The organism is Duganella sp. GW821-FHT01E12, assembly GCF_059422325.1.
Genome location: NZ_JBWKWR010000001.1, coordinates 38,453 through 63,593, shown reverse-complemented (window position 1 = coordinate 63,593; position 25,141 = coordinate 38,453). Strand labels below are relative to the sequence as shown.

18 protein-coding genes are annotated in these 25,141 nt (G+C 62.4%); 13 read left to right on the top strand and 5 right to left on the bottom strand.

All coding sequences use genetic code 11. The annotated features are described in order from the left end of the window. Positions 1–2 precede the first annotated feature (2 nt). Entirely contained in the window at positions 3–404 is a 402-nt protein-coding gene (locus AC07WS_RS00245; RefSeq protein ID WP_494727166.1) for a hypothetical protein, read from the top strand. A gap of 132 nt (positions 405–536) precedes the next feature. Here the strand turns inward: AC07WS_RS00245 and AC07WS_RS00240 are convergent, their stop codons facing one another. The 4 genes from AC07WS_RS00240 to dnaA all read right to left on the bottom strand — a co-directional run bounded on the left by AC07WS_RS00240 (position 537) and on the right by dnaA (position 9,795). Next, on the bottom strand, positions 537–4,394 hold the full coding sequence (locus tag AC07WS_RS00240) for a DUF3427 domain-containing protein (RefSeq protein WP_494727165.1): 3,858 nt from the start codon (positions 4,392–4,394) through the stop codon (positions 537–539). A gap of 232 nt (positions 4,395–4,626) precedes the next feature. Next, positions 4,627–7,131: a DNA topoisomerase (ATP-hydrolyzing) subunit B gene (gene gyrB / locus AC07WS_RS00235; RefSeq protein WP_494727164.1), complete on the bottom strand. Its 2,505-nt coding sequence runs from the start codon at positions 7,129–7,131 to the stop codon at positions 4,627–4,629. Between the two features lie 54 nt (positions 7,132–7,185). Beyond that, a complete protein-coding gene (gene dnaN, locus AC07WS_RS00230) occupies positions 7,186–8,292 on the bottom strand; it encodes a DNA polymerase III subunit beta (RefSeq protein WP_008453129.1) in 1,107 nt (368 codons plus the stop codon). Positions 8,293–8,397: 105 nt separating this feature from the next. Further along, positions 8,398–9,795 carry a chromosomal replication initiator protein DnaA gene (gene dnaA, locus AC07WS_RS00225; protein WP_161096819.1) on the bottom strand — a complete coding sequence of 466 codons (1,398 nt, stop codon included), beginning with the start codon at positions 9,793–9,795 and terminating at the stop codon, positions 8,398–8,400. 386 nt (positions 9,796–10,181) lie between these two features. Here dnaA and rpmH point away from each other — a divergent pair, with 386 nt between their 5' ends. The 8 genes from rpmH to AC07WS_RS00185 all read left to right on the top strand — a co-directional run bounded on the left by rpmH (position 10,182) and on the right by AC07WS_RS00185 (position 17,408). Continuing rightward, complete coding sequence (gene rpmH / locus AC07WS_RS00220) at positions 10,182–10,316, top strand: 50S ribosomal protein L34 (protein ID WP_040378179.1); 135 nt, start codon at positions 10,182–10,184, stop codon at positions 10,314–10,316. A gap of 35 nt (positions 10,317–10,351) precedes the next feature. Continuing rightward, positions 10,352–10,792, top strand: a complete 441-nt coding sequence (gene rnpA / locus AC07WS_RS00215) for a ribonuclease P protein component (RefSeq protein WP_494728026.1) — start codon at positions 10,352–10,354, stop codon at positions 10,790–10,792. Continuing rightward, positions 10,789–11,061, top strand: coding sequence for a membrane protein insertion efficiency factor YidD (gene yidD / locus AC07WS_RS00210; protein ID WP_494727163.1), 273 nt, complete (start codon positions 10,789–10,791; stop codon positions 11,059–11,061). Before rnpA ends, yidD begins: the two co-directional genes overlap by 4 nt. 11 nt (positions 11,062–11,072) lie before the next feature. After that, positions 11,073–12,770: a membrane protein insertase YidC gene (gene yidC / locus AC07WS_RS00205; protein WP_494727162.1), complete on the top strand. Its 1,698-nt coding sequence runs from the start codon at positions 11,073–11,075 to the stop codon at positions 12,768–12,770. A gap of 67 nt (positions 12,771–12,837) precedes the next feature. Continuing rightward, positions 12,838–14,217 carry a tRNA uridine-5-carboxymethylaminomethyl(34) synthesis GTPase MnmE gene (gene mnmE, locus AC07WS_RS00200; protein WP_494727161.1) on the top strand — a complete coding sequence of 460 codons (1,380 nt, stop codon included), beginning with the start codon at positions 12,838–12,840 and terminating at the stop codon, positions 14,215–14,217. A gap of 134 nt (positions 14,218–14,351) precedes the next feature. Next, complete coding sequence (locus AC07WS_RS00195) at positions 14,352–16,316, top strand: tetratricopeptide repeat protein (RefSeq protein ID WP_494727160.1); 1,965 nt, start codon at positions 14,352–14,354, stop codon at positions 16,314–16,316. Positions 16,317–16,319: 3 nt separating this feature from the next. Then, a complete protein-coding gene (locus AC07WS_RS00190; RefSeq protein WP_494727159.1) occupies positions 16,320–16,985 on the top strand; it encodes a glutathione S-transferase family protein in 666 nt (221 codons plus the stop codon). 12 nt (positions 16,986–16,997) lie between these two features. Continuing rightward, on the top strand, positions 16,998–17,408 hold the full coding sequence (locus AC07WS_RS00185) for a hypothetical protein (protein WP_494727158.1): 411 nt from the start codon (positions 16,998–17,000) through the stop codon (positions 17,406–17,408). Positions 17,409–17,445: 37 nt separating this feature from the next. Here the strand turns inward: AC07WS_RS00185 and gcvA are convergent, their stop codons facing one another. Further along, complete coding sequence (gene gcvA, locus AC07WS_RS00180; RefSeq protein ID WP_494727157.1) at positions 17,446–18,354, bottom strand: transcriptional regulator GcvA; 909 nt, start codon at positions 18,352–18,354, stop codon at positions 17,446–17,448. A 107-nt stretch (positions 18,355–18,461) separates the two neighbouring features. Here gcvA and gcvPA point away from each other — a divergent pair, with 107 nt between their 5' ends. Genes gcvPA through AC07WS_RS00160 form a run of 4 tightly spaced genes read left to right on the top strand, consistent with a single transcriptional unit; the run spans position 18,462 to position 25,127 of the window. Further along, on the top strand, positions 18,462–19,859 hold the full coding sequence (gcvPA, locus tag AC07WS_RS00175; protein ID WP_494727156.1) for an aminomethyl-transferring glycine dehydrogenase subunit GcvPA: 1,398 nt from the start codon (positions 18,462–18,464) through the stop codon (positions 19,857–19,859). Then, the gene (gene gcvPB, locus AC07WS_RS00170) at positions 19,856–21,442 is read left to right on the top strand and encodes an aminomethyl-transferring glycine dehydrogenase subunit GcvPB (protein ID WP_494727155.1); all 1,587 of its coding nucleotides are present in this window, start codon (positions 19,856–19,858) and stop codon (positions 21,440–21,442) included. The genes gcvPA and gcvPB overlap by 4 nt, the downstream gene beginning before the upstream one ends. Beyond that, entirely contained in the window at positions 21,439–22,572 is a 1,134-nt protein-coding gene (locus tag AC07WS_RS00165) for an ATP-NAD kinase family protein (RefSeq protein ID WP_494727154.1), read from the top strand. The genes gcvPB and AC07WS_RS00165 overlap by 4 nt, the downstream gene beginning before the upstream one ends. Positions 22,573–22,616: 44 nt before the next feature. Continuing rightward, entirely contained in the window at positions 22,617–25,127 is a 2,511-nt protein-coding gene (locus AC07WS_RS00160) for a TonB-dependent receptor (protein WP_494727153.1), read from the top strand. Positions 25,128–25,141: the final 14 nt, after the last annotated feature.

Genomic DNA, 25,141 nt, shown 5'->3' with positions numbered 1-25,141 from the left:
CGATGACCAAGACCTCTGTATCAAAGATATTTTTAAACCAGGACGACGCGATTGCCGTCGCTCTCTATGTCATGACGTCGAAAGGAACGATCCAATACGAGTGCTTGCCGGGAGGGCAAGCGCGTATCACGGTTGATCAAGAAAGTGCCGCGTTGCTGAAAGAAAAAACGGCACCGTCATACGTCTACGTGCAAGAGGGCGGTTCGATGTCAGAATTGTATTTGCACGAACACGAGACCAAGTTGGGGGCCCTCGACGGTCGAGTTGATTGCGCATTGGCTGGTGCATATAAGACTGGTGCGGTTGTCGAAATTGCTCCATGTTTGCGGGCATTGGGGAGGGCCTTTTATGCTACAGCAGAAGCGCTCGTCCGCACGGTTCCAGTCCTGGTGCTCTACAGTTAAATAATATAAATCGTTTATATTATTTATTCAACGGTGATCAGTTCCACTGTGCCAGTGAAAAATACCGCTGCATTGGATTCGCAGCCTACAATTTGTTCATCTTGGACATCGAAGATCAGTTCGGATTGAAACTTAGAGAATTTTAAAAACGACGCTCATCGGGCTGCTTCCGGTGTGGTTCTGATAAGTCACCGGGCCGTGATAAATGAACGGCGCCCCCTTGCCGCTCTCCAGCTTGGACTCGCGAACAAATAGGTAGATCGTGACTCCATTTTTTACGTGGTCGATGATGTCGCGGCCTTTTTTGCTAGCTGGCGTAGTCGCATTTTGGCTCTGCCAGTGGAAGGTACTCTCATCGATCCAATGATCCAGATATCGATGATCTTTTTCCTTACCCTGTTTATTGACCGTTACCAGCAATACCATCGCATTCTGTGAATTGAGAGCGACATGCCCTACGTTCCATTTTCCGACGTTATAGGTCTCGCCAAATAACGGTGGAATGTCCTCCCTCATAAATGCCTGACCGATGGCGAGTTCAAGTGGATTGATCACCGTTTTCAACCGGGCCAGCGTGTGCATATCGTCTGTTGCAGCCATGTCTTCGTAGTCCGGATTGCTGGCCCGAAGAACATAGCCTCCATCCGCAGCCTTCACGACATTACGGAGCAGATATTGGAAGCCGTCGCCTGATTCGTCCTGGCGTTCTATGGCCATTACCGAACCTGTGATCGAACCTGCGCTGGTCGGCGTAATATGCTCCAGCAGCAAATAGTCGCCGTCGTGGATCGGATGCTTCCCGCCATCCATAGAATTGCCGGAAGCGCGCGCGATGAAATGGCGCTGCGCATCGAGGTAACCGTAACCGGCACCGAGGGTGCGATATTCCTCCGCATCGGCAGTGCCTGTTTTGAAGTGGCCACAGGCGATTTTCAGATTCGGGAAATACGGAAGCTCTACGCCATCTCTAGCTTTGGTGCTTCGCGTGAATGGGACTACATTGTCCGGAAGGTCGGTAGTGGATCGGCGAATTTCATACGCGGATAGGCGGTAGTCGACCACCTCCTGAACCATCTGCGCAAACTTTTCTTGCATGTCAGCCGGTAGATCGAACAGTGCGCGAAACTTACCATCCTTGACTTGGAAATAGGTGCCTTTGGCGCCAGCTCGATTGCCTCCAATCCAGGCATTGATCGGGTTCTCAGTCCAATAACGTAGCCAGGCATCGCTGGCACCATTTGACAGCTTGCGTTGTGCCGGTGGCAGATCGGCCAGCAGAGCTCGACGTCGCTGCAACACTTCCCACGAACGTTCCGCAAGAGTCGAGGTAGTCGGCGGATTATTCCAGCCATCGAGTTCCTGGAACGCTTCCAGCAGCACCATCTTGAAGCTCTTCGTCATTGCGGTGATCTCTAGCTCGCGCAAGAAGGCTCGGTTTGTCGCCAATATTTCTTGTTCGTCCGAATCGAGATCATCCATTGACTGGACCAACGAGAACCAGTCGCCATACTCGTTCCGCATCATCGGCATGCTGGCGCCAGAACGGTAGAGCTCGGCGAACGAGGGGCGACGTCCAAACGTATCGCGTAGCGCTTGGTACTCGTTCTTGATGCCGTCGCTATCCAACGATTTGAGAAACTCGATCAACTGCAGATCGTAATTGACGAAGCAGCCTTCGGGCAGCTGTAGCTTGTTCGCCTCGGCCTTGCGCGCGAAATCCGCTAGCTGTTTGTAGCTGGCGTCGATTCCCAGCAAGGCCTGCGGCTTATGCAAGAAGCTCTTGTGATTGCCGATGAAGTCGAGGATAACCAGTCGCTCTTTTCCCTCGCTCTTACGCAATCCCCTGCCGAGCTGCTGCAGGAAGAGAATTTTTGATTCCGTCGGGCGCAGCATCATTACGGTATCGATCGCCGGCAGGTCCACGCCTTCGTTGAACAGGTCCACCGAGAATATGACTGACAGGCGGCCGTCGCGCAATCGCTCCAGCGCGTCCACGCGGCTGAGTTTCGACCCTGCATAGACCGCTGCGCAGGACACTCCCGCTTTCTCAAACTGCGAAGACATAAACTCCGCATGCGTGATCGAAACGCAAAACGCCAGGGTGCGCTGCTGCTTGCGACGCTGCCACTCTGCCAGCACATGCCTGGCTCGCGCCAGCGTGGCCAATTTGTTGGACAGCTGCTCTTGATCGAAGCGCCCGCTACGCCAAGGTATTTCGGTATAGTTCACAGAGCTGTCGAAGATGCCGTAGTAATGGAACGGGACCAAGAGCTCGGAAGTAATGCCATCGAACAGTCCCCGATTGAAGACTAGATTGTCATCGCACAGCGACAAAATATCGGACTGGTCGGATCGGTCGGGCGTCGCGGTAAGGCCCAGCAGGAACCGTGGCGAGAAATAGGCTAGCAGGCGACGGTAGGTAGTGGCTGCGGCATGGTGAAACTCGTCAACGACGATGTAGTCAAAATGACCTGTGGAGAATCGCTCCAGATGAATTTCTTGACCCAGCGTTTGGATGGACGCGCATAAGACCTCGACCTCCATGTCCCGGCTTTTTCCTGCATAGAAGCCGACACGAGCGGTTGGCCGGATTCGTAGAAAGGTCTCAGCCGCCTGATTTAAAATTTCCTCGCGATGCGCAACAAACAAAACACGTTGAGCGCCGATCTGAGCGGCATCGAAAGCGGCAAGCCATGTCTTACCAAGGCCGGTGGCCAAGACGACCAAGCCACGGCGGAAGCCTTCGTCTCGGGTCTCGGACAAGGCGAACAGTGCCTCGGTTTGTACGATCGTTGGTTCCGGTGGCGGGTCCTGTTCAAGGCTTCCTGGCTCGACCGTTCTAGGCAATGGAATCCGGCGAGCTTCATACTGGGCTATCCACTCGTCCGACAGTGGGACGCAGCGAGGATGTACGAACAGCTCTTCAAATCTTGAGCGCGCTTCAAGATAGCCGTTATCGCCGGGGTAGTCGATTCGGTAATTCCACTCCAGACCAGTTTGCAAAGCCTGTCTGCTGATGTTGCTTGACCCAATGAAGGCCGTGCCCGTCATACCGCTGGCGCCATCGAGCCGCGCGAACAGGTAGGCTTTAAGGTGGAAGCTACTTCCGGCTGACTCGTAGACTTTGATTTGCGCGCCTTGTGCTTGTAGCAGCATGAGCAGGCGCAACGCCTCGGGGTCCGTGACGTCTAGGTAGTCGCTGGTAAGCACACGGACTCGTGCCGGCTGGCGCTTGGACTCATCGTCGCCTTTGAGGGCGCTGTGGAGGTCGGGCAGCAAGAGCCGCAATCCCGTCGTTTTGACGAATGCAACCGCGAGGTCCACTTCCGATGCTTGGTTAATTGCAGAACTCAGGTGCGGCAGAAACGGATCTTCACCCCCCGTGACGAGATGATTCTTTGGGGTGGTGGCGCGGAACGCGAGGGCGTTCAGCCACTGTTCTGTTCGGCCAGGGCGTTGATCGATCGACGTCCAATATTCAATGCCTCGAACATCAGGCAGCGCGGAGAACCACTCGCTCAATTGGTCTTGGTTCGTGTCAGTGAAATGTCGCCCATCTTGAACGCGTTCGCTCGTGCCAAGCTTGAAACTGAGGTAGAACGTTCCGTCTGGTTTCAGCGCGTTCCAAAGGTGCTCTAATGCTTTGGGGATATCTGCGGGAGCGAGATGCAGCAAGCTAGCACATGCCCAGATTCCATCGTAGCTGTGCTGCTCGTGAACATCGAAGAAACTACGGAGTTGGATATCGATGCCCGTATGCTGACTGGCCAAGTGCACAAGTTCTTCAGATGCATCGAAAGCGGTAACGCGATAGCCTCTGTTATGAAATGCTTTGACATCTCGACCGGACCCGCAGCCGGCATCCAATATGCGGCCTCCGGCGCTTACTGTAGATAAAAATCGATCGTGCAGCGCCGACATATCAACGTTCACGGTATTGCTAAAAAAAGCGGCAGCGTTTTGATTGTAGTAAGTAAGGGTCGATGTCATATGTTCGAAGCTATAGATTTACGCCCATACAGCATCGAGTCTTACGATTCGCCACCGCAGTTGATATTACTTTTGGTCGTTATGCTCTATCTTACTCGGAAATGTTGTTCGAACTGAATTTATAGGTGGCTTCGATTTTGGTTTTTGGCGCAGTAGAAATGAAAACGCCAACCGGGGTGAGGTTGGCGCTTTGGTGCATGCCTGCAGTGTCATGCAAGCGATTATATCGGGCTTAAACGTCGATGTTACCGGCGCGCAGCGCGTTATTCTCGATAAACGCGCGGCGCGGTTCAACATCGTCACCCATCAGCGTAGTAAAGATCTGATCCGCAGCAATCGCATCCTCAATCTGCACCTTCAGCAGACGACGAACCGTCGGATCCATGGTGGTCTCCCACAGCTGATCCGGGTTCATCTCACCCAGACCTTTGTAGCGCTGCTTGGACACCACACGCTCCGCCTCATCCCGCAGCCACTGCATCGCCTGGTGGAAGTCGACCACGGCCGATTCCTTTGTGCGCTCGCCTTCGCCGCGGCGCACGTAGGCGCCTTCGCCGATCAGGCCCTTGAACGTGGCTGCCGCGCTGGCCAGCACGCTGTAATCCGCGCCCTGCACGAAGTCCGCGTCGATCGCGCTGACCTTCACGTTACCGTGATGCATACGCTCGATGCGCAGTGCGTGTTTCTCGGACAGCTCATCCGATATCACCGTCACCTTCACGCTGATGTCGCTGATCTCCGACGCCAGCGCGCGCGCCGACGCTTCCGCCTGCTCTTGCGTATCCAGGTTCAAGGTCACGCCGGTCATGATGGCCGTCAGCGCGGCGCGGTCGATCACGCGCGTCAGGCGCATCATGATGACGTTGGCCAGGTTGAACTGGCGCACCAGCTCGGCCAGCGGCTCGCCGACGATAGGATCGGCGCCTTCGCGCGGCATCAGCGCGGCGGTGTTCAGCGCCACGTTCATCATGTAGCTCGCTTCTTCCGCGTCATCCTTCAGGTAGCGCTCGTCGCGGCCGGCCTTGACCTTGTACAGCGGCGGTTGCGCGATGTAGATGTGGCCGCGCTCGACCAGCTGCGGCATCTGGCGATAGAACAAGGTCAGCAGCAGCGTGCGGATGTGGGCGCCGTCGACGTCCGCATCGGTCATGATGATGATGCGGTGGTAGCGCAGCTTCTCGACGTTGAATTCGTCCGGGCCGATCGACGTGCCCAGCGTGGCGATCAGCGTGGTGATCTGTTCCGACGACAGCATCTTTTCGAAGCGCGCCTTCTCCACGTTCAGCACCTTGCCTCGCAGCGGCAAAATCGCCTGGAACTTGCGGTCGCGGCCCTGCTTGGCGGAGCCGCCTGCGGAGTCACCCTCGACGATGTACAGTTCGCACAGCGCCGGATCCTTTTCCTGGCAGTCGGCCAGCTTGGCCGACAGGCCCAGGCCGTCCATCACGCCCTTGCGGCGGGTCAGGTCGCGGGCCTTGCGGGCCGCTTCGCGCGCGCGCGCCGCTTCCACGATCTTGCCGCAGATGATCTTGGCGTCGTTCGGTTTTTCCTGCAGGTAGTCCGACAGCGTCTTGGCGACGATCTCTTCGACCGGGCCGCGCACTTCGGACGACACCAGCTTGTCCTTGGTCTGCGACGAGAACTTCGGCTCCGGCACCTTGACCGACAGCACGCAGGTCAGGCCTTCGCGCATGTCGTCGCCGGAGATTTCCACCTTGGCCTTCTTGGCGAATTCCTGCTCATCGATGTACTTGTTGATCACGCGGGTCATCGCCGCGCGCAGGCCGGTCAGGTGGGTGCCGCCGTCGCGCTGCGGGATGTTGTTGGTGAAGCACAGCACCTGTTCGTTGTAGGCGTCGTTCCACTGCATCGACACGTCCACCGAGATGTTGGTGCCCTGGTCCGACAGGCGCTCGCCGGTGGCCTGGAACACGGTCGGGTGCAGCACGGTCTTGGCCTTGTTGATGTACTCGACGAAGCCGCGCGTGCCGCCCTCGAACGCGAAGATCTCTTCCTTGCCGGTGCGCTGGTCGGTCAGCTTGATGTTGACGCCGTTATTCAGGAACGACAGTTCGCGGATGCGCTTGGCCAGAATCTCGTAGTGGAATTCGACGTGGGTGAAGATTTCCTCGTCGGCCCAGAAGTGCACGTCGGTGCCGCGCTTGTCGGTTTCGCCGATGACCTTGATCGGCGAGACGGCGAAGCCGTCCTTCTCTTCCAGTTCGCGGTTCTGCGGCACGCCGCGCACGAACTCCATGTAGTGCACCTTGCCGTCGCGGCGGATGGTCAGCTTGAGCAGCTTGGACAGCGCGTTCACGCACGATACGCCCACGCCGTGCAGGCCGCCCGACACCTTGTACGAGTTCTGGTCGAACTTGCCGCCGGCATGCAGCTCGGTCATGACGATCTCGGCGGCGGAGCGCTTCGGATCGTGCTTGTCGTCCATCTTCAGGCCGGTCGGCACGCCGCGGCCGTTGTCGGTGATCGAGATCGAGTTGTCCGAGTGGATGGTGACGTGGATTTCCGTGCAATGGCCGGCCAGCGATTCGTCGATCGAGTTGTCCAGCACTTCGAACACCAGGTGGTGCAGGCCGGTGCCGTCCGAGGTGTCGCCGATGTACATGCCCGGTCGTTTGCGTACTGCTTCCAGACCTTCGAGGATCTGGATCGATGCTGCGCCGTATTCTTCGGTTTTGGCCGGTACTGGTACTGGGTTCTCTTCTGGGATGGCGGACATGTGCTGCTTTCTCTGTTATCGATTACTGGTGTTCTGACGGCGGCTGCAAAAAACTTAGATACGCATCGGCATGACGACGTACTTGAAGTCGGCATTGTCCGGGATCGAGATCAGCGCGGACGAGTTCGAATCGCCCAGCGCGACGTTGACCTGGTCGCACTTCAGGTTGTTCAACACGTCCAGCAGATAGGTCACGTTGAAGCCGATGTCGACGCTGTCGCCGCCGTAGTCGATCTCCAGTTCTTCCACGGCCTCTTCCTGGTCCGCGTTGGTCGAGCTGATCTTCATGCTGCCCGGCGTGATGATGCAGCGCACGCCCTTGAACTTGTCGCTGGTCATGATGGCGGCGCGTTGCAGCGAGCGCAGCAGTTCATCGCGGCCGATCGTGAACTCGTTCTTGTAACCCTTCGGGATCACGCGCGTGTAGTCGGGGAACTTGCCCTCGACCAGCTTGGAGATCAGCTCGATGTCGGCGAAGGTCAGCTTGACCTGGTTGGCGGCGATATCCAGCTGCACGGTCTCGTCGTTCTCTTCCAGCAGGCGCTGCAGTTCGATGATGGTCTTGCGCGGGATGATCACTTCCTGGCGCTCGAACGATTGCTCGGTCTCGACCTGGCAGAACGCCAGGCGGTGGCCGTCGGTGGCCACGGCGATCACGTTCTTGCCGTCCAGGACCAGCAGCAGGCCGTTCAGGTAGTAGCGGATGTCCTGCTGGGCCATCGAGAAGTGCACCATGTTGAACAGGTGCTTCAGGGTCTTCTGCGGCAAGGTGACGGAGGCGCTGTAGCTGTCGGCCTGCTGCACGGTCGGGAATTCCTCGGCGGCCAGGGTCTGCAGCGCGAAGCGCGATTTGCCGGTCTGCACCGTCAGGCGCTTGTTCAGCAAGGTCATCGTCACGTCGCCCGATTCAGGCAGCGCGCGCAGGATGTCGAGCAGCTTGCGCGCGGCCACGGTGGTGCCGGTCACTTCGCTGCCGGAGCCGATCTCGGCGTTGGTGGTGATCTGGACTTCCGTGTCGGTCGACAGGAAGGATACGCTCTCGCCCTCTTTGCGGATGAGGATATTGGCCAGAATCGGCATAGTGTGCCGACGCTCGACAATACCGCTCACGATCTGCAGTGGCCGGAGAAGGGTATCTCGGGTGGTTTTGACCAATTGCATAGATTATCCTCAATAGTAAAGATTAAACGATATTTTTATAACAATGTTGCCTTGTGAGCAGACGTGCTTTTTTGCCTAGATCATAAAGCCAAACCTACTGTCCGGCTAGCCTTTCAGCGTTTGCTCCAGCACGTGCAGCTCGTGGTTGCATTCCGGGTTCTTGGTGCGGTCCAGCGCGATCTTGCGCACCGCGTGCAGCACGGTCGTGTGGTCGCGGCCGCCGAACAGTTCGCCGATCTCCGGCAGGCTCTTCTGCGTCAGCTCCTTGGCCAGGTACATCGCGATCTGGCGCGGCCGCGCGATGTTGGCCGGGCGACGCTTGGAGTACATGTCGGCCACCTTGATGTTGAAGAAGTCCGCCACCGTCTTCTGGATGTTCTCCACAGAGATCTGGCGATTCTGCACCGACAGCAAATCCTTCAGCGCTTCCTTGACGATGTCGATCGTGATGTCCTTGCCGTGGAAGCGCGAGTACGCCAGGATCTTGCGCAGCGCGCCTTCCAGCTCGCGCACGTTCGAGCGCAGGTGCTTGGCCACGAAGAAGGCGACGTCGTCCGAGAACGTCACGCCCTCCTGCTTGGCCTTCTTGAGCAGAATCGCCACGCGCATCTCCAGCTCCGGCGGCTCGATCGCCACCGTCAGGCCGGAGTCGAAGCGCGAGATCAGGCGGTCGTCCATGCCGGTGATTTCCTTCGGATAGGTATCCGAGGTGATGATGATCTGCTTCTTGGCCGCGATCAGCGCTTCGAACGCATAGAAGAATTCTTCCTGCGTGCGGCTCTTCCCGCCGAAGAACTGGATATCATCGATCAGCAGCATGTCGAGCGAGTGATAGTAGTGCTTGAAGTCGTCGAAGCCCTTGCGCTGGTAGGCCGTCACCACGTCGCGCACGTACTGCTCGGCGTGGATGTAGCGGATCTTGGCGCCCGGCTGGTCGGCCATCACCTGGTTGCCGATCGCGTGGATCAAGTGGGTCTTACCCAGGCCCACGCCGCCGTAGAAGAACAGCGGGTTGTATGACACGCCCGGATTGTTGGCCACTTGAATAGCGGCGGCGCGCGCCAGCTGGTTGGCCTTACCGGTGACGAAGCTGTCGAAGGTGAGGTCGGTGTTGATGCGGCTCTGCTCGCGGCGCGGCGCGGCCGAGGCCGGCAGCTCGGGCACCGACGGCACCGGGTCGTTCATGCGCGCGTTGCCGTTCGGGGCGCCGTCGTTGTAGTCGGGCGCCGGCACCACGGTGGCCGGCTTTTTCGGCAGCGCCAGGCGCGGGTCGAGCACGAACTGCACCTCGGTCGGCGCTTCCCAGTACTGGCACGCCAGCGCGGTGATGCGGCTGGCGAACTGGGTCTTGACCCAGTCCAGCTTGAACCGGTTGGGCGCGGCCACACGCAACTTGCCCGCCTCGTAGTCGAGGGGGATGAGCGGTTTTATCCACGCGCTGAACTGTTGCGGCGTCAGCTCCAGCTCCAGCTGGGCGGAGCAGGTCTGCCAAAAATTTTCCATGAATCTTTATCTATTCTTTACTGCTGATCAGGGTGTCGGCGAACCTGGGTTCGCCACACGTAACGCGCTATTCTACTCTCGCCCGCCCAAGTTATCCACAGGCACGACGCTTATTTTCGCAGTCCGGGCGGGCCGCGGCCGGCGGCCGGCGGCCATCAGTTGTTGACAAGCGGGACCGAAATGTTGATAATTCAGGGTTCCCCGCCCGTATTCCTAGTTTATTCACATGAACGTCAATATGGAGTAAGCGTGGATTTAGCGGGCGATGAGATGGACCCAGCTTGTGCCGGTAGCGTTGGCATGGGTGCGCGAAGTGTCATTGGCACCAAAAACTGACGGGGCCACAACCCGATTTTGCATTTTTTTCTGCTTTTAGCGAGACCAACATGAAACGTACTTACCAACCTTCCGTTGTACGCCGTAAGCGTACCCACGGCTTCCGCGCACGTATGGCTACCCGTGGTGGCCGTCAAGTGCTCAACGCGCGTCGCGCCAAAGGCCGCAAGCGTCTGGCTGTATAAGCCATCGCTTGTTAGCTGATCGCGTGGAAAGCTGTATTTCAAGCGGCTCGACAGGCGAAGGTTCACACGACTTCGCGCGCGTTCGGCGTATCGTTAAAACGGATGAATTTTCATCCGTTTTTCGTTTGCGCCCTACCCAAAAAAGCGCGCACTTCGTGCTTTACACCCGTCTGAACGAATTGCCGCATGCGCGGCTGGGCGTCGTTGTGGCCAAGCGATTTGCGCCGCGCGCCGTCACGCGCAACACGATCAAGCGCGTCACCCGCGAACTGTTCCGCCAGACCAGCCTGCCTGCGATCGATTGCCTGATCCGCCTGGCCAAGCCGGTCAACAGCAAGGACGGGCCCGCCACCACTGCCAAGCTGAAAGCGGCTTTGCGGGTGGAGCTGGCGCGCCTGTTCGCCCAGGCCAAGACGGCCAAGCCGCCGAAACCGGCCTTGCCTTCGGCGCCGCCGCCTCCACCTGTGGCATCATGAAAAATCTGCTACGCTTCCTGCTGCGTTTTTACCAGCTGGCCATCAGCCCTCTGATGACGCCGAGTTGCCGCTTCCATCCGAGCTGCTCGAACTATGCGCTGGAAGCATTGCAGGTGCATGGCGCCGCCAGGGGCAGCCTGCTGGCGGTCAAGCGCGTGTGCCGCTGCCATCCGTGGAATCCGGGCGGGCATGATCCTGTCCCCTTGGGGCCTCCGGGTGACAAAAAAAAGAATTCTTCTACGACCGCTTGCGGTTGCAACCACTCCTGACAAATAGCCTAATGGATATCAATAAACGTACCATCCTGTGGATCGTGTTTGCCGTATCGCTGGTAGTTCTTTGGAACAACTGGATGGTCTCGACAGGCAAGCCTTCCATGTTTGCTCCCGCCCCGGCGCAGACCGCCAAGGCCGCGGAAGCGAAGAAATCCGAACTGCCGGCCGCCTCCGCGACCGCAGCGGCTGGCGCCGCCGCACTGCCGGGCGCGCCCGCGGCGGCCGAGGCGTTCAAGAGTGAGCGCATCACCGTCACCACCGATCTGTTCCGTGTCGACGTCGACACCCTGGGCGGCACCATCAAGCGCCTGGAACTGCTGAAGTTCAAGGACGGCGTGGACCCGACCAAGAACCAGGTGCTGTTCGACGTGGACGCCGGCATCGGCAAGACCTATCTGGCCCAAACCGGCCTGATCGGCGCGCCCGGCCTGCCGAACCACCAGACCGGCTTCGTGGCCAAGCCCGGCCCGCGCATGCTCAACGACGCCAACCAGGTGCAACTGGTGCTGGAAGCGGAATCGGCCGGCGTCAAGCTGACCAAGACCTTCACCTTCAAGCGCGGCGACTACACCATCGACGTGCGCCACGACGTGGCCAACGTCGGCGCCGCCCCGGTCAAGCCTGAGCTGTACCTGCAGCTGGTCCACGACGGCAACAAGCCGGCCGGCGACTCCTACTTCAACAGCAGCTACACCGGCCCGACGCTGTACACCGCCGAAGACCACTACAAGAAGCTGAAGTTCGAGACGCTGGAAAAAGAAGCCGCCGAAGCCGCCAAGACCGGCAAGGACGCCGTGCAGGATCACCCGACCAAGGCCGACAACGGCTGGTTCGCGATCTCGCAGCACTTCTTCGTCTCGGCCTTCGTCCCGCAGGACAAGCTGGCGCGCACCATCTTCACCAAGAAAGTGACGACCAACCAGTACGCGATCGGCACCATCCAGCAGCTGGGTACGCTGGCGCCGGGCGCCACCGTGAGCAACGAGGCCAAGCTGTACTCCGGCCCGCAGCAAGCCAAGCTGCTGGAAAAAGTCAGCCCTGGCCTGGAACTGGTCAAGGACTACGGCTGGCTGACCATCATCGCCAAGCCGATCTTCTGGGTCATGGACCACATCCACCAGGTGCTGGGCAACTGGGGCTGGACCATCATCGCCTTCACCATCCTGATCAAGCTGGCGTTCTTCCCGCTGTCGGCCGCCGGCTACCGCAGCATGGCCAAGGTCAAGCTGGTCACGCCTAAGATGCAGGCGATCCGCGAGCGCTACAAGGGCGACCCGGCCAAGATGAACCAGGCCACCATGGAACTGTACAAGACCGAGAAGATCAACCCGCTGGGCGGCTGCCTGCCTATCCTGGTGCAGATGCCGGTCTTCATCGCCCTGTACTGGGTGCTGCAGGCGTCGGTCGAGATCCGCGGCGCGCCGTGGATCGGCTGGATCACCAACCTGGCCGCGCCGGATCCTTGGTACATCCTGCCAGTGCTGTACGCGATCTCGATGTACATCACCACCAAGCTGAACCCGGCTCCTGCCGATCCGATGCAGGCGAAGATGATGCTGTTCATGCCGCTGGCGTTTTCGGTCATGTTCTTCTTCTTCCCGTCCGGCCTGGTGCTGTACTGGGTCGTGAACAACGTGCTGTCGATCGGTCAGCAGTACGTGATCTCCAAGAAGTTCGCGCCGCCAGCGGCCGCCAACTCCTGATCGCCCACTGATGTTGCAGAAAAGCCCGTGTTAATCGCGGGCTTTTTTTTACCTTACAATTCCCCCTATGAATATCGACTCTTCTCCCATCGCCGCCATCGCCACCGCACCTGGGCGCGGCGGCATCGGCGTGGTGCGCGCCTCCGGCAAGCACCTGCAGCCGCTGATCGCCGCGTTGTTCGGCGCTACCGCCCTGCAGCCGCGCCACGCCACCTACATCCCGTTCAAGCAGGCCGACGGCGCGCTGATCGACCAAGGCATCGCCATCTGGTTCAAGGGCCCGCATTCCTACACCGGGGAAGACGTGCTGGAACTGCAGGGCCACGGCGGCCCCATCGTGCTGCAGCTGCTGCTGGCGCGCGTGCTGGAGGCGGGCGCCGACATGGGCCTGCGTCTGGCCGAGTCGGGCGAATTCACGCGCCGCGCCTACCTCAACGACAAGCTCGACCTGGCGCAGGCCGAGGCCGTGGCTGACCTGATCGACGCCTCCACCGAGGCGGCGGCCAAGTCGGCGTCGCAATCGCTGTCGGGCGCGTTCTCGAAGACGGTCAACGCGCTGGTGGACGGCGTGACCGGCCTGCGCATGCTGGTCGAAGCCACGCTGGACTTCCCGGAAGAGGAAATCGACTTCCTGGAAAAATCCGACGCGCGCGGCCAGCTGGCCGGCATCGTCGAGGCGCTGGAGCAGGTGTTCAAGCAGGCGTCGCAGGGCGCGCTGCTGCGCGAGGGCTTGAACGTGGTGCTGGTCGGCCAGCCCAACGTCGGCAAGTCGTCGCTGCTGAACGCGCTGGCGGGCACGGACGTGGCCATCGTCACGCCGATCGCCGGCACCACGCGCGACAAGGTCACCGAGACCATCCAGATTGAAGGTATACCTCTAAACATCATCGACACCGCCGGCATCCGCGCCATCGATGAAGGCGTCGATGTGGTCGAGCGCATCGGCATCGAGCGCACCTGGGGCGAGGTCGGCAAGGCCGACGTCATCCTGCACCTGCTCGACGCCGACCACGGCCCGTCGCGCGCGGACGAGGGCATCGTCGCCGCCTTCCCGGCCGGCGTGCCGGTGCTGCGCATCTGGAACAAGATCGACTTGTCGGGCCACAAGCCGGGCGTCGATCCGATGGAGGACGCCACGCACGTCTACCTGTCCGCGCACGAGCACATCGGCATTGATTTGCTGCGCGCCGAGCTGCTGCGCATCGCCGGCTGGCAGCAGACCGGCGAATCGCTGTATCTGGCGCGCGAGCGTCACCTGATCGCGCTGAAGAACGCCGGCGCCCATCTGGCGCGCGCCGGCGAACACGCGGCGCAGAACGACCAGTCGCTGGACCTGTTCGCCGAGGAGCTGCGGCTGGCGCAGGTGCAGCTGTCCAGCATCACCGGCGCCTTCTCGTCGGACGATCTGCTGGGTGTGATCTTCTCCCGGTTCTGCATCGGGAAATAAGCGGCTTGCCTTCGGATCGGATCGGCGTGGCGACCGCCACGCCGATCGTCCGCATGATTGCGAGAATTCGATAGACTTCGAGTTGTTGACTTTCCTATAATACGGCCAAGATCCCACTCGCGAAACGCCCGTCCATGTTCAAACGCCTCCTGTCCGCCCTGTCCGGTAAAAAAACCGAAGCTTCCGACTCCCCTCCAGTGACGGAAGCCCGCCCGGGCGGCAAGGAGCTGATCACCGTCTATGACGCCTACGGACGCGAACTGAACATCACCCGCAACGAGTGGCACGACAAGATGTTCCTGCCGAACCTGAAGCAGCAGTGGAACAAGCCGGACGAACTCTACGGCTTGATACTCTCGGGCCTCAACGATGGCTTCGCGGCCGATCTGCAGCGGGCGGCGCAGCGCCTGCTGGAAATCGACGCGCTGCCGGAACGCAGCCACACCATGCTGGGTATCGTGCTGTTGAAGAACGGCCAGTGCGACGCGGCGGAGGCCACGCTGCGCGCCGGCATGGAGAAGGTCGGCGCAACCGGTACGCTGCTGACCAACTTGGCCAAGGTCCACGCCGAGCGGGGCGACGAGGCGCAGGCAGATGAAACGCTGTGGCGCGCGGTCCAGGCCGATCCGAACCAGGAAAACGGCTTGATGTGGTGGGCCTCGATCCAGCAGGAGCGCGATGGCGAGGCCGGCTATTTAAAGGCGCTGCAAACCGCCGCCGCCTTGCCGGGCAGCTGGCGCGCGCAATTGTGGCTGGCGCGCCATCATCTCGAGAAGAAGGACTTCGCGGCGGCGCGCGCACTGTACGCGGACGTGCTGAAGGGCGGCCAGTTCGATGGCAACGCGCTGATGATGATGTCCGGCGACCTGGGCAACAGCGGACAAATCCCGCTGATGCTGGAACTGATAGGCCCGGCCTACGATGAGCGCCAGCACGATCCGATGGCCGGCATCAACCTGCTGCGCGCCTGCCAGGAGCTCGGCAAGGTGGACCAGGGCGAGGCGCTGCTGGCGCGCATGTACGCGCTGGGCTTCCCGCCCATCAAGCAGTACCTCGACCAGTTCGCGGCAGTGTTCCAGGAGATGCGTACGCAATCGGCGCAAGCCACGCCGCTGGATGCGGCGGACCTGAAGATCGCCACCATCTCTCTGACCCAGCCGGTCTGGCAATACGGCCTCCACAACGCGGACTGGCTGTTCGCGCAGAAGCCCGAAGGCGCCCCGGCGATCGGTTTCTTCGCGCTGAGCAAAATCACCGACGGCACCGAGCGTGCCGAAGCTCAGCGCGAAGACGATGTGGGCCGCCACACCCGCGCGATTCCCCTGTACCTCGCCGAAGCCGCGCATTACTGGACCGACTACGCAGCCAGCTGCAACATCCTGATCGTGGAGGGCGGCGGCCCGGTGCTGTCGGGCACAGAAACCGACGGCCAGGCGCTCTTCGACATCGTGCCGGCGGGGATGAAATATTTCGTGACCGGCGAAATCGGCTGCACCGGCGAAGGCAAGTCCGCCCGCTGGAGCATCGCCCTGCATCTGTGGGACTGCGGCACGCGGACCAAACAGACCAGCGAAAGCGGCAGCGCGACGCAAGACGAACTTGGCGCCCTGGTGCTGTCGCTGGAAGAGCGCCTGCTGGCGCGCATCGGCCACCAGCGCGGGCAGCCGCTGGACGCTTTCTATCAGCGCCCGACCTTCGAAGCCATCGGCGTGTATTTGACCGAGCTGGGCCAGTCCTTCATGCTGACCTTGCTGGACAACGGGCACATGCCCAAATCCGCGATGTGGGGCGAATGCTCGATGCTCGACTGGCCGCTCACCATGTCGCAGCACTGGCCCACGGCCGAGGTTCCGAAGCTGATGTACCTCTCCAGCCTGGGCAAGGCGCGCGGCTACCAGTCGGACGTGCTGCAGGAATACAAGGAACGCAGCCTGCAACTGCTGCGTGACGCCGGGCAGGCCAACAGCGTGGCCGCCCGGCTGGCGCCGCTGGTATGGGCGCTGTTCGGCATGACGGACGAGCTTGAGAAATTAATCCAGAACCAGCCAGCCGACGCGAGCCCGGCCTACGTGGCCTGGCTGAAGCGCATTGCGGAGTAAGCCATGATCCTTTACCACAGCATCGCCGCACGATCCTTCCGTCCCTTGTGGATGCTGGAGGAACTGGAACTGCCCTATGAACTGCGCATGATGGCCTTCCCGCCGCGCGTGCACGACAAGTCTTACCTCGACATCAATCCCTGCGGCACCGTGCCGGCCTTCTTCGACGGCGACATGCGGATGACGGAATCGGCGGCGATCTGCCAGTACCTGGCCGAGCGCCATCCGACGGCACGGCTGAACGTCGCGCTGGACGAGGCGGACTACGGCGCGTGGCTGAACTACCTGCACTTCGGCGAAGCCACGCTGACCTTCCCGCAAACGCTGGTGCTGCGCTACAGCCGCTTCGAATCGCCGGAGCGGCTGCAGCCGCAGGTGGTGGAGGATTATTCGCGCTGGTTTTTATCGCGTCTGAAGACGCTGACGCCGCGCCTGGAGCACAACGAATTCCTGTGCGCGGGCCGCTTCACGGCGGCCGACGTCTCGGTCGGCTACGCACTGCTGCTGGCCGAGCAGTTGGGGCTGCACACATCGTTCACGCCGGCCGTCGCCGCCTACTGGCAGCGGTTGCGCCAGCGTCCCGCGTTCCTGCGCGCGCAGGCCGCCGAGCAGGCCGCCGCGTCGGCGCAGGGCGTTCCGCTGCGGCCCGCAACCGAACTTCCAACCTGAACCAAGTATTTGATGAAAACAATTTATACCGTTTTGATGGCGGCGGCGATGTCCTTGCCGCTTCCGGCTTCCGCGCTTGTCCCCTGCAGGGATGTTTGCCCGGAAGACAAGTGCTTTTACATAAGCGATCTGGTTGTCGAAGGCGTTATCGTTGAAATCAAGCACGTCAACGAGGAACGGCTTCCCCGGATGTACTCATCGGGGGAACCGACGCCGGCGCCGGTGTATCAAACCTACGTCAGCGAGTTCGTCATTGAACCAGACAAGGTTCTAAAGGGAATTCCTCCCAAGGGAAGAATTGTTGTGAGCAAAGAGCCGTGTACCGAGGCGCCGGTGTTGGGTGACCTGCGAACCAAACGCGTCCGCGCGTACCTGGGTGCCGGCGAGCCATCGACATGGCTGATACGATTTATACGGTTGTGAGCTGGCTGCGAAGGCGAATTCGATCTATGCGACTATTTTAGCTGCTCTGGCCCTCCTGCTCCCGCGCCTCATCGCGCAAGAAGTCTGAGAACCACGTCAGCGCCTCTTGCTCGGTGCGGGTGGGGCGCCAGCACATGTAGTAGGCGCCCTGCGTCGACAGCGACTGGCTGAACGGACTGACCAGCGTGCCGCGCCGCAGATCGTCGCGGATCAGCGCCATGCGGCCCAGCGCCACGCCCTGGCCGTTGAGCGCCGCCTGCATCAGCGCGTTGCTGTCGTCGATCAGCGGCCCGCGCAGCGCCAGCGATGGCGCCAACCCGGCCTGCTCGAACCAGCGTTCCCAATCGTCGCAACTGTCCTCGTGCAACAGCGTGTAGTGCGCCAGATCGGACGGCGCCAGCAACGGCGGGCCGTCCTTCAACAGCGCCGGTGAACAGACCGGCAGCAGCTCGGTGCCGAACAGGCGCTCACACTCCACGCCCGGCCACTTGCCATCGCCCCACCGTATCGCCAGGTCGATGCTGTCCCGACCCAGATCGGTATGCATCACCGTATGCACCAGCCGCACTTCGAGCTGGCTGTGCGCCGCCAGAAAACGGTCCAGCCTATGCACCAGCCAGCGCGAGCTGAAGGCCGGCGTCACCGCCACCGTCAGCCGCTTGCGCGCGCGGCCCTCGCCCTGCGCCAATTGCGCCAGCACGCGGTCGATGCGGCCGAAGGCGTCGACCAGGCTGCGTTGCAAAATCGCCCCCTCGCCGGTCAGCGTGATGGCCCGCGTCATGCGCTTGAACAGCTTGATCTGCAGCGCCTCCTCCAGCGTCTTGATCTGGTGGCTGACCGCCGCCTGCGAGATGCACAGCTCATCGGCGGCACGGGTAAAACTCATGTGCCGCGCCGTGACTTCGAACGTTTTCAACTGCCTCAACAGACTGGAAGAATGAACCATGGCGCGCTCCATGCATGAGTTTTTCTAATGTATCGCATGCATACTGATCATTTGTCAATGTTATTTCGCTCCTACAAGATGGGACATCCCGATCAACAGGAAATGACATGGAACCTGGCAAACCGTTTATCCACCCCTACATCCCCAACTCGGTGCCCGCCGTGCGCGAGGCCATGCTGCGCGCCGTGGGCGCCGCCAGCACCGAGGACTTCTTCGCCGACATCCCGGCCGCGCTGCGCATGCAGGCGCCGCTGGCGATCGCCGCGCCGCACCTGTCGGAGGCGCGCCTCAAGCGCCACGTCGACGGCCTGCTGCGCAAGAACAGCCACTGCGCCGGGCAGCTCAGCTTCCTGGGCGGCGGCTGCTACCAGCATCACGTGCCGGCCGTCTGCGACGAGATCAATGGCCGCAGCGAGTTCGCCACCGCCTACGCCGGCGAACCGTACGACGACCATGGCCGTTTCCAGGCGTTGTTCGAATACTGCAGCATGATGGGCGCATTGCTGGAGATGGACGTGGTCAACGTGCCGGTCTACGACGGCATGCAGGCCGCCGCCACCGCCGTGCGCATGGCGGGCCGCCATACCGGCCGGCGCCGCGTGGTGGTCGCGGGCCACGCCAATCCGGACAAGCTGTCCATGATGAACACCTACGGCCGCGCCGATCTCGATTTCATCACCGCGCCGTTCGAAGCGGATACCGGGCTGCTGGACCTGGCCAAGGTCAAGCGCCTGCTCGACCAGGACACCGCCGCGCTGTACGTCGACATCCCGTCCTTCCTCGGCACCATCGACGACGGCGCCGCGCTGGCCGCCGCCGCGCACGCGGTGGGCGCGCTGTTCGTGGTGGGCGTCGATCCGGTGTCGCTGGGCGTGCTGGCGCCGCCGGCCAGCTACGGCGCCGACATCGTCTGCGGCGACATCCAGCCGCTCGGCATGCACATGAACTACGGCGGCGGCCAGGGCGGCTTCATCGCCAGCCACGACGATCCCGCCATCGTCATGCAGTATCCATCGCGCCTGTTCGGCATCGTGCCCACCAGCGTGCCGGGCGAGTACGGCTTCGGCGACGTGGCCTACAGCCGCACCTCGTTCGACAAGCGCGAGAACGGCAATGAGTTCGTCGGCACCGCCGCCGCGCTGTGGGGCATCACCGCAGGCGTGTACCTGGCGCTGATGGGACCTCAAGGCATGACCGAACTGGCCGCCGGCATCGCCCAGCGCACCGCCTACGCGCGGCAGCGCATGGCGCGCATCCCCGGCGTGCGGATCGCGCACGCGGGCAGCGGCCACTTCCGCGAGTTCGCCGTCAACTTCGACGGCACCGGCCTGCCGGTGGCCGCCATCAACGCCGCCTTGCTGCAGCAGGGCGTCTTCGGCGGCCATGACCTGAGCGCCGCCTTCCCCGCGCTGGGCCAGTCGGCCCTGTACGCCTTTTCCGAAGTCCACACGCAGGAAGACATCGACCTGCTGTGCACAACGCTAGAGAAAGTCCTCCAACAATGAACGCCATGGAAAACATCGCCCACCACCGCAAGCAGCAGATGCGCCGCTACCACCAGGCGCGCTGGGACGAACCTGTCATCTTTGAACTGAGCCAGCCCGGCGAACGCGGCATCCTGGTGCCGGAAGTGGAGCCGGACATCGCGCGCGCCGCCGGCCAGCCGCTGGCCGGGCTGCCCGCCGCCATGCTGCGCCAGCGCGCGCCGGCGCTGCCGGAGATGTCGCAGAACCGCGTGCTGCGCCACTACCTGCGCCTGTCGCAGGAGACGCTGGGCGCGGACCTCAACGTGGACGTGGGGCAGGGCACCTGCACCATGAAGTACAACCCCAAGATCAACGACCAGCTGGCGCGCCAGCCCGGCATGGCGGAGCTGCACCCGCGCCAGCCCGACAGCACCGTGCAGGGCATGCTGGAGGTGATGGACAAGCTGGAAGGCGTGCTGCGCGAAGTGTCCGGCATGGATGCCGTATCGTTGCAGGCGCGCGGCGGATCGCAGGCCATCTTCGCCAACATGGCGATGGTGCGCGGCTGGCACGAGAGCCGTGGCGAAGCGGGCCGGCGCGATGAGGTCATCACCACCATCTTCTCGCATCCGTCGGACGCCGCCTGCGCCAAGCTGGCCGGCTACAAGGTCATCACGCTCTACCCGGACGCGAACGGCTACCCGGACCTGGAGGCATTGAAGGCGGCCGTCTCGCCGCGCACGGCGGCGCTGGTGATCACCAACCCGGAGGACACCGGCATCTTCAACAGCCGCATCCGCGAATTCGTCGACGTGGTGCACGCGGCCGGCGGCTTGTGCGTGTACGACCAGGCCAACGCCAACGGCCTGCTGGGCATCGCCCGCGCGCGCGAGGCGGGCTTCGACCTGTGCCACTTCAACCTGCACAAGACCTTCGCCACGCCGCACGCCTGCGGCGGCCCGGCGGTGGGCGCGGTGTGCTGCACGGCGGCGCTGGCGCCGTTCCTGCCCGGCCCTCTGGTACGGCACAAGGACGGCCGCTACACGTTGGTGGACGGCGCGGCGCAGTCGATCGGCAAAATCAGCAGCTTCACCGGCACCGCCTCCATCATGCTGCGCGCCTATGCGTGGATCATGAACCTGGGCGCCGAGGGCTTGCGCACCGTGTCCGAGATCGCGGTCCTGAACAACAACTACATGATGCACGAGCTGCTGAAGATCGACGGCATGTCCGCGCCCTACGCGGCGGGCAAGCGCCGCATCGAGCAGGTGCGCTACAGCTGGGCGGCCCTCACCGAAGCGACAGGCGTGACGTCGGAGGAAATCGGCCTGCGCGCCGCCGACTTCGGCGTGCATTACTGGACCAGCCACCATCCCTACGTGGTGCCGGAACCGGCCACCATCGAGCCGACCGAATCCTACTCGCGCGCCGACCTCGATGAATTCATCGGCGTGATGCGCCACATCGCCGGCGAGGCGCACAGCGATCCGGATCTGGTGAAGACCGCGCCGCACAACTGCCCGGTGCATCGTGTGCAGGGCGAGATGCTGGACGATCCGGAGCGTTGGTCCATCACCTGGCGCGCCTACCAACGCAAGCTGGGCGAGCGCGGACTGGCATGAAGATAGGACTGGTGGTCAATCCCTGGGCCGGCATCGGCGGCCCGGCCGGCCTCAAAGGATCGGACGGCGCGGCCAGCGTGCAAGCGGCGCTCGCGGCCAGCAGCACGCCGCAGGTGGCCGCGCGGTTGGCCGCCATGTTCGCAGCTTGTGGCGGCGCGGCACACGCCATCAGTTGGTATGCGGCCGACGGCGACATGGGCCAGTGCGCGCTGCATGCGGCTGGCCTGCAGGCGAGCGCCGTGGTGCCGGTTGCATCGCCGTCGCAGGCGGCCGACACGCGCCGCGCCAGCCGCATCCTGGCCGGCATGGGGATAGACCTGCTGCTGTTCGCCGGCGGCGACGGCACCGCGCGCGATGTGCTCGACGGCCTGCGTGATGCCGGTGCGATCGGCAGCCTGCCGGTGCTGGGCGTGCCGGCCGGCGTGAAGATGCAGTCGGCGGTCTTCGCCAACCATCCAACGGCGGCGGGCCTGCTGCTGCGCCAGTTGCAGCAGAACGGCCTGGCCGTCTGCAGCGACGCCGAGGTGATGGACCTCGACGAGGACGCGCTGCGGCACGGCCGCATCGAACCGCGCCTGTACGGCTACCTGCAACTGCCGCTGGCGCCGTCGCTGACGCAGGGCGGCAAGTCGCGCCACGCCAGCGGCAGCGGCGCGCAGCGCATGGCCATCGCGCGCAGCTTCGCGGAAGGGATGGAGGCGCGCTCGCTGTATCTGGTCGGTCCCGGCACGACCACGCAGGCCTTGCTGTCGCTGCTGGGCGTGGAAGGCACTCTGCTGGGCGTGGACGCGGTGCAGGGCGACGGCACGCTGCTGGTGCGCGACGCCTCGCGTCGGGAGCTGGAAGACCTGGCCGGCGATTGGCAATCGCCGCCGCATCTGGTGCTGTCGCCGATCGGCGGCCAGGGCCTGGTGCTGGGGCGCGGCAACCAGCAGATTTCAGCGCGCCTGCTGCGCGCGGCCGGAAGGCGCGGGCTGCACGTGCTGGCGCCGCCGGACAAGCTGATGTCCCTGCACGGCGGCGTGCTGCGCATCGACAGCGGCGACGCGGAACTCGATGCGCAATTCAACGGGTATTTGCCGGTGACGACCGGCTACCGGGAGCGGACCATGTGGCCGGTCTCGGTGTAGTGGCAGCAAAGTAAAACATAACGATAACTATCTGGAGACTCCAAATGAAACAAAAAACCGGGTTGACCCTTTCGGTCGCCACACTGGCCCAGCTGGCGGCCATGCACGGCGCGCAGGCGCAAGCCGCGCCCGACGCGGCGGGCGCCCCCGACAAGGCCGCGCCGATTCAGGAGGTGGTCGTCACAGGCACCACCGCCAAGAACCGCACCAAGCTTGAATCCTCGGTCGCCATCACCACCGTGGATCTGGCCAAGCTGGAGAAGCTTGCGCCGCACAGCCTGGCCGATTCGCTTCAGCAGGTGCCTGGCCTGTGGGTGGAGGCTTCCGGCGGCGAGGTGTCGAACAACGTCTCGCCGCGCGGCTTGAGCGGCGGCGCCGCGTTCCAGTTCATCAGCCTTCAGGAAGACGGCCTGCCGGTGATCTACGACGGGGAACTGGTGGACGTGCTGATGCGCGAGGACGTGACCATCAAGCGCTTCGAGGCGATCCGTGGCGGCACCTCGGCCATCCTGTCCACCAACGGCCCGGCGGCCATCGTCAACTTCATCAGCCAGAAGGGTACGCAGACGCCGCAGGGCGAGGTCAAGGTCACCGTCGGCGACTACGGCATGGTGCGAACGGAGGGCGTGTATTCGGGACCGATCAACGACGACTGGACCTACGCGGCCGGCGGCTACTACCGCGAAGGCAAGGGCGTGCGCCCGATTGGGATCACTGCCGACCATGGCGGCCAGTTCCGCCTGAACCTCACGCGCAAGCTTGAGCGCGGGGAGTTGAACCTGTCGGCCAAGTACGTCAATGACCACAACACCTTCTACCTGCCCATCCCGCTGACCAATCCGGGCAACCCGACTGGCGTGCCGGGCGTGAATCCGCATTACGGCTCGCTGGATGGCCCGGACCTGGCGCGCATCACCAACCAGACCACCAACGGCCCGGTGACCACCGACCTGCACACCGGCTTCCACGTGCTGGCGAAGGTGATCGGCGCCGACTTGCAGCATGAGCTGGGCGGCGACTGGTCGTTCCGTAACAACGCGCGCTACACCCGCTACGACGTCGCGCCGCATTCGGTGTTCAATGGGCCGAACAGCTATCTGGTCCGCGCCAGCAACCGGCTCGATCCCGCGCAGTCCAGCGACGTGGCCGCGCTGCTCAAGCGCTTCGGCGGCACCGCCAAGCTGGCCTACGCCGGCAGCGGGCAGGTGATCAACGATCCGTCCACCTTGAATGGCAACGGCTTCACCACCGACGCCGTGGCCGAGACGCGCTACCGCTCACTGGGCCATTTCATCGACAAGCTGTCGGTGACGAACGAGAACGACAAGAACAGCTTCACCGCCGGCATCCTGTTCGCGTCGCAAAAGCTGTATGACGATTCCGACTACGGCGCCCGCATCATCACCGACGTGCGCGACCAACCGAGCCGGCTCGATATCGTCGCCGTCGACGGCAACAACAAGATCCTCGGCTACCTGTCGGACAAGGGCGTGCTGCGCAACGGCTATTTCTACGAGCGCCACAAGGGTGATTTGAAATCGCTGTCCTACTTCGTCAACGACGAATGGAAGGTCAGTAACAACCTGCGCCTGGACGCCGGCGTGCGTTACGAGGTGGCCCGCTACGACGTGCAGGACGAGGGCGTGCTGGCGGCGGGCGACGACCTGCCGGGCGACAGCCTGACCGGCGGCGCCATCATCCCCGGCGCACTGAACCCGGACGGCAGCGACAAGGACAACATCATCGCCAACAACTACATGCGCCGCGCAGGCACCGGCGTGTGGACGCGCAAGCAGAAGACGATCAAGGAAGCGTCGTACACGGCGGGCTTCAACTACGCCTTCAACGACCATGTGGCCACGTATGGACGCTACGCCAGCGGCACCAACATGCCGACCCTGTACAGCACCGACAGCTTTGTCGACGGCGCCAGCCGGCTCAGTTTCACCGAGGCGGGCGTGCGCTACATCTCGCCGTTCTGGACCACGTCGGCCACTGTGTTCCACACCAAGTTCGACAACCTGTCCTTCGGCGAAACCAACCAGGCCACCGGCGACTTCCGCCAGGTGTTCGTCAAGACGCTGTCCACCGGCGTTGAGCTGGAGGGCATCATCAATCCGTTCAAGCAGTTCTCGCTGGAGTACGTAGCTACGCTGCAGAAGGCCACCATCAACGGCATCGATCCGAATGCGGAGGAGGCTAAGCAAAACGGCAACCAGGTGATGCGCACGCCGAACACGCAGGTGCGGTTGATCCCGACGCTGCATTTCGGCTTCGGCGATGTGTTCCTGGTGTACAGCCATATTGGCAAGCGCTTTGCCGACTTTGAGAACGCGCTGGCGCTGCCTGCCTATCATGTGATCGACATGGGCGCGGAGATCAAGATCGACAAGAAATGGAAGCTGAATCTGAAAGTGAACAACGTGACCAACTCGATCGGCCTGACCGAGGGTAATCCACGCAGCGGCTTTAATCAAAGCTCGAACGGCAGCTTGTTCTACGCGCGGCCTATCCTGGGGCGCAATGCCACGGCTTCGCTGTCCTACCGCTTCTGATGTGCAGGGGCCGG